The sequence below is a fragment of the Cryobacterium sp. TMT4-10 genome (assembly GCF_004403275.1).
GTDB lineage: Bacteria > Actinomycetota > Actinomycetes > Actinomycetales > Microbacteriaceae > Cryobacterium > Cryobacterium shii.
In genome coordinates this window covers 1-6020 of sequence record NZ_SOGU01000083.1, presented here as the reverse complement: position 1 = coordinate 6020, position 6020 = coordinate 1, and the positions used below count along the sequence as shown (strand labels likewise).

Here is a 6020-nt window from a genome sequence, read left to right as displayed (position 1 = left end):
GGCGGCGCCGCCTGGGGCCAGCGCCCCGGCGCCGAGCGCGCCGCCGTGCTGCACCGGGCCGGCCTCGCGCTCGCCGCGAACCGGGACCGCCTGATCGAGGTGATGGCGGCCGAAACCGGCAAGACCATCGCCGAGGGTGACCCGGAGGTGAGCGAGGCCGTCGACTTCGCCCACTACTACGCCGAACGCGCCAGGGACCTCGACTCCGTGCAGGGGGCCACCTTCGTGCCCTCGAAGCTGACCGTGGTCACCCCGCCCTGGAACTTCCCGGTCGCCATCTCCGCGGGCGGCGTGCTCGCCGCCCTCGCGGCGGGCTCCGGCGTCATCGTCAAGCCGGCCAAACTCGCCCAGCGCTCCGGCGCGGTGATGGTCGAGGCGCTCTGGGAGGCCGGCGTGCCGCGCGACCTGCTCGTGCTGGTGGACCTCGCCGACCGTGAGCTGGGCACCCGGCTGATCTCGCACCCGGCCGTGGACCGGGTCATCCTGACCGGCGCCTACGAGACCGCGCAGCTGTTCCGCAGCTTCCGCGAGGACCTGCCCCTGCTGGCCGAGACCAGCGGCAAGAACGCCATCATCGTCACCCCCTCCGCCGACCTCGACCTGGCCGCCGCCGACGTGATCAAGAGCGCGTTCGGCCACGCCGGGCAGAAGTGCTCGGCCGCGAGCCTGGTCATCCTGGTCGGTTCGGTCGCCAAATCCGAGCGCTTCCTCAGCCAGCTGACGGATGCCGCGACCTCCCTGCGCGTCGGCCGCCCGTCCGACCCGGTCACCCAGATGGGCCCGATCATCGAGCCGGCGGAGGGAAAGCTCCTGCACGCCCTGACCACGCTCGGCGTGGGCGAGCAGTGGCTGGTGGAGCCGAAGCAGCTCGACGAGTCCGGCGCCCTGTGGTCGCCCGGCATCCGCACCGGGGTCGCTCCCGGGTCCTACTTCCACCTGACCGAGTTCTTCGGCCCGGTGCTCGGCGTGATGCACGCCCGCAACCTGGCCGAGGCCATCCGGTTCCAGAACGCGGTGGACTACGGCCTCACGTCCGGGCTGCACTCGCTCGACTCCGCCGAACTGGCCGAGTGGGTGGACACGATCGAGGCCGGAAACCTCTACGTGAACCGCGGCATCACCGGCGCGGTCGTGCAGCGCCAGCCGTTCGGCGGCTGGAAGCGCTCCGCCGTCGGCGCGGGCACGAAGGCGGGCGGACCGAACTACCTTCACGGGCTCGGCAGCTGGGTGACCGACCCCGGCCGCAACTCCTCCACCCTGCACCTGCGCGGCCTGGACCAGACCGTCACCGACGTGATCGAGGCGGCGCAGACCGTGCTCGACTACGCCGACTTCGACGTGCTGCGCCGCTCTGCCCTGAGCGACGCCCTGGCCTGGCGCGAGGAGTTCGGCGTCGTGAAGGACGTTTCGAACCTCGGCCTCGAACGCAACCTGTTCCGCTACAGCCCGCTGCCCGTCACGGTGCGCCTGGCCGAAGACGGCACCCTCTCCGACCTGCTCCGTGTCATCGCCGCGGCCACCCTGACCACGTCCCGGTTCGAGGTCAGCAGTGCCATCCCGGTGCCTCCGCTGGTGCGGAACGCGCTGTCCGAGCGTGAGATCCCGGTGACGGTGGAGAGCGACGCGGAATGGCTGGAGCGCGCGGCGGCCGGCGGCATCCGCACCAGCCGGGTGCGACTGATCGGCGGGGACCGGCTGACCGGGGCGACGCAGGCGGCATCCGCCCTCACCCACGCGCTCCGCGGCAGCCCGGACATCGCGATCTACGCGCACCCGGTCACCCAGGCCGGCCGGGTCGAGCTGCTGCCTTTTCTGCGTGAACAGGCGATCTCGATCACCGCCCACCGTTTCGGCAACCCCAGCACGCTCTCGGACGGGGTCATCTAGCCCGTCGCGGGGCGCCGTCGCCCGCACGGCGGCGGTGCCCCGGGCCCGGCACGAGTGACGGCGCAGGTCACGGCGCAGGTCACGGCGCAGGTAAAATGGGACCGTGACGGTCGCAGTATGCGGCTGCTCGGGGCAGGGATACGGACAACGAACAGGTTTCTGGTGCAGGATTGCCGGGCTGCGGGTTTCCAGCGCTGCAATTCGACAGGGGAATCAGAGTTGAACGGAAACGCCACGACGACGCACCGTAACGTCGCCCTGCTGTCGGTGGACAGCGAACTCGCCCCGCGGATCACGACCTCGGTCGAGATCGACGCCCGACTGCAGCCGGCGCTGAAGCGCCTGCGCCTGCCCAGCGGCCTGCTCCAGCGGGTGGCCGGCGTGCAGGAGCGCCGTAACTGGGCGCCCGGACAGGCGTTCGACGACGCGGCCGTGCTGGCCGGCCGGCGTGCCCTCCAGTCCGCCGGCATCGAGCCGGGCCAGGTCGGGCTGATGATCAACACCTCCGTGACCCGCAAGCACCTCGAGCCGTCGGTGGCCGTGCGCATCCACCACGGTCTCGGCCTGCCGTCCTCGGCCACCAACTTCGACATCGCCAACGCCTGCCTCGGTTTCGTCAACGGCATGACCCTGGCCGCGCAGCTGATCGACTCCGGGCAGGTGCAGTACGCCGTGGTCATCGACGGTGAGGACGCCGACGAGATCCAGTCCAACACGATCGACCGGCTGGGCCGCGCCGATATCAGCCGCAAGGACTTCATGAGCGAGTTCGCGAGCCTCACCCTCGGCTCCGGCGCCGCGGCGGCCGTGCTCGGGCCGGCGGACGCGCATCCGGAGGGCCATCGCATGCTCGGCGGGGTGACGCGCGCCGCGACCCAGTTCAACGGCCTCTGCGTCGGCAGCGTCGACGGCATGTTCACCGACGCCAAGGCGCTGCTCAAGGGCGGCATGGAACTCGTCGTCTCGGCCTGGACCGAGGCCAAACGCGACTGGAACTGGTCCGGCATGGACCGCTACATCCTGCACCAGGTGTCGGACGTGCACACCAACGCGATCATCAAGGCCACCGGCCTGGACCGTTCCCGGGTTCCGCTCACGTACCCGCTGCTCGGCAACGTCGGGCCGGCGTCGATCCCGATCACGCTCGCCGAGGAGGCGAAGCGGCTCTCACCCGGCGACCGGGTGCTGCTGATGGGCGTCGGGAGCGGCCTGAACACCGCCATGATGGAACTCGCCTGGTGAGCAGCAGCAGCAGCCGCAGCACGAGCACCCGCACGAGCACCCGCACCGGCACCGGATACCGCCTGCCGCGGGCGGCCGAGACGACCGCCCCGGCGTCACTGCCGCCGCAGGGACTGCCCGGCCTCGACCCGGCCTTCTCCCGGCTGGTCACCGCTGCCGAGACCGCTGCCGAGACTGCTGCCGAGACCGGCGGGGAGCGACCGGCGAGCCGCACCTGGCACCTGCTCGACAACGCCGATCGGCTGGCCGAACTCGGGCTCACCCCGATCGGTACCGTGCTCTGCGTGCACGGCAACCCCACCTGGTCCTACCTCTGGCGTGACCTCGTCACCGCCGCGACGGATGCCGCCATCGCCGGCGGCCCGGCGTGGCGGGTCATCGCCGTCGACCAGCTCGACATGGGCTTCTCCGAGCGCACCGGGGCGCCGCGCCCGCTGGCCCGCCGGGTCGCCGACCTCGCCGACCTCACCGCCGAGCTCGGACTGGCCGGCCCCGTGCTCACCTTCGGCCACGACTGGGGCGGCGTGGTCTCGCTCGGCTGGGCGGTGGACCATCCGACCCTGCTCGCCGGGGTGCTGCTGCTGAACACCGCCGTGCACCAGCCGGAGGACGCGCCGATCCCGGCCCCGCTGCGGCTGGCCCTGCGCCACGGCGTGCTCGGCGCCGCAACGGTCGCCACGCCCGCGTTCCTGGAGACGACTCTCGCGCTCGCGCATCCGCCGCTCTCCGCCGCCGTGAAGCAGGCCTACCGCGCGCCCTACCGCGGGGCAGCGCGCCGCGGCGGCATCGGTGCGTTCGTCGCCGACATCCCCGTCGACGACGCGCACGAGAGTGCGGCCGAGCTCGTGCGCATCTCCACCGGGGTGCGCCGCCTGGACGTGCCGGCCCTGATGCTCTGGGGCCCGGCCGACCCGATCTTCAGCGACCGGTACCTCGACGACCTCGCGCAGCGCCTGCCGCAGGCCGACGTGCACCGGTTCGAGGGCGCCGGGCACCTGATCGCCGAGGACGTCGACTACGCCTCCGCCGCACTGACCTGGCTCGGCGACCACACCTTCGCCGCCCCGGACCCCCTGCCCGGAGCGGCCCTCCCCGCCGGAGGGCTCCCCGCCTCAATGTTCCCCGCCGGAGTGCCCGTTCCGGTCGAGAGTGCCCGTTCCGCGGGTCACTCTCGTCCGGAACGGGAACAGTCGGAGGGCTGGGCGGCGAGCGGGCAGCATCCGCTCTGGCACTACCTGGACGAGTTGCAGGGCAGCGACGACACCGCCCTCGTCGACATGGCCCCGCCGGGCGGCGGCGCACCCCGCGTCGTCAGCTGGCGGCTGCTCTCCCGCCGGGTGCGGCAGCTCGCCGCGGGCCTGCACCTGATCGGCGTGCGCAAGGGCGACCGGGTCTCCCTGCTGATCCCGCCCGGCGCCGACCTGACCGCCGTGCTCTACGCCTGCGTGCGCATCGGCGCGATCGTGGTCGTGGCGGATGCCGGCCTCGGCCTGCGCGGCCTGACCCGGGCCGTGCGCGGCGCGCGTCCGGACCACGTGATCGGCGCCGCCCCCGGGTTGCTCGCCGCCCGGGCCCTCGACTGGCCCGGCCAGAAGATCGCCGTCGCCCGGTTCCCGAGCACGGTGGCCCGACTCCTCGACATCTCCTTCACCCTCGCCGAGATCATCGCGCTGGGCGCGGACGAGCAGCTGCCCGGGCCGCCCGGGCCCGGCGACACGGCGGCCGTGCTCTTCACGTCCGGCTCGACCGGTCCGGCCAAGGGCGTCGTCTACACGCACGGCCAGCTCGCCGCGGTCAGCCACGCGCTGCACGCCCAGTACGACGTGGGCCTCGGCACCGGACTGGTGGCCGGTTTCGCCCCGTTCGCCCTGCTCGGCCCGGCCCTCGGCGCCCGCTCGGTGACCCCGGACATGGACGTGACCTCCCCGAAGACCCTGACCGCGACCGCCGTCGCCGCCGCGGTCGCCGCCATCGACGCGACCGTCGTCTTCCTCTCACCGGCCGCGCTCGCCAACGTCGTCGCCACCGAGGCCACGCTCAGCGCGGCCGACCACCGCAGCCTCGCCGGCGTGCGCAGCTTCCTCTCCGCCGGCGCGCCCGTCTCCGAGCCCCTGCTGGCCGCCGCGGCCCGCCTGATGCCCGGCGCCAGCGCCCACACCCCCTACGGCATGACCGAGGGACTCCTGATGACCGACATCTCCCTGGCGGGCATCCGCGAGGCGACGGCGGCGGTCACGACCGAGGCGTCGGCGATCGCGGCGGCCACGCCCGGGTCGGTGACGACCGAGACAGCGGCGACGGCCGGGCCGGGCACGACCGAGACGACGGCGACGGATGCCCCGGCCGGCCCCGGCGGCGTCTGCGTCGGCCGTCCCGCGGCCACCACCGACCTCCGGATCAGCGCCCTCGACGCCACCGGTGCGGCTACCGGCGCCCTCGCCGAGACCCCCGGGATCACGGGGGAGATCGTCGTCTCCGCCCCCCACGTGAAGAACCACTACGACCGGCTCTGGCTGACCGATCGCGCCTCCCGCAGCGGCGTGACCCCGGGGCGGCGCTGGCACCGCACCGGCGATGTCGGGCACCTGGACGAGGCCGGACGGCTCTGGGTCGAGGGCCGCCTGCCGCACGTGATCACCAGCGCGGCCGGCGTGCTTACCCCGGTCGGACCCGAGCAGCGCCTCGAGCGCGTCGCCGTGGTGGCCCGCGCCGCCGTCGTCGGGGTCGGTCCGGCCGGCATCCAGCAGGTCGTCGCGGTCGTCGAGACCACGCCTGCGGCCCGCCGGGTGGGCCTGGCCGCCCCGGAACTGGCCGCCGCCGTGCGCGCAGCCGCCGGCGTGCCGCTCGCCGCGGTGCTGGTGGTGCCGCAGCTGCCCACCGATATCCGTCAC

At 73.7% G+C, this 6020-nt stretch carries 3 protein-coding genes; all 3 read left to right on the top strand.

The window, feature by feature from the left end; translation table 11 throughout:
- On the top strand, positions 1 to 1887 hold a 1887-nt coding region (locus E3T42_RS11065), incomplete at its 5' end, for an aldehyde dehydrogenase family protein (protein WP_134403018.1).
- A 219-nt stretch (positions 1888 to 2106) separates the two neighbouring features.
- Positions 2107 to 3129, top strand: a complete 1023-nt coding sequence (locus tag E3T42_RS11060; RefSeq protein ID WP_241976053.1) for a 3-oxoacyl-ACP synthase III — start codon at positions 2107 to 2109, stop codon at positions 3127 to 3129.
- A 62-nt stretch (positions 3130 to 3191) separates the two neighbouring features.
- The coding region (locus E3T42_RS11055) for an alpha/beta fold hydrolase (RefSeq protein WP_134403019.1) at positions 3192 to 6020 on the top strand (2829 nt) is incomplete at its 3' end.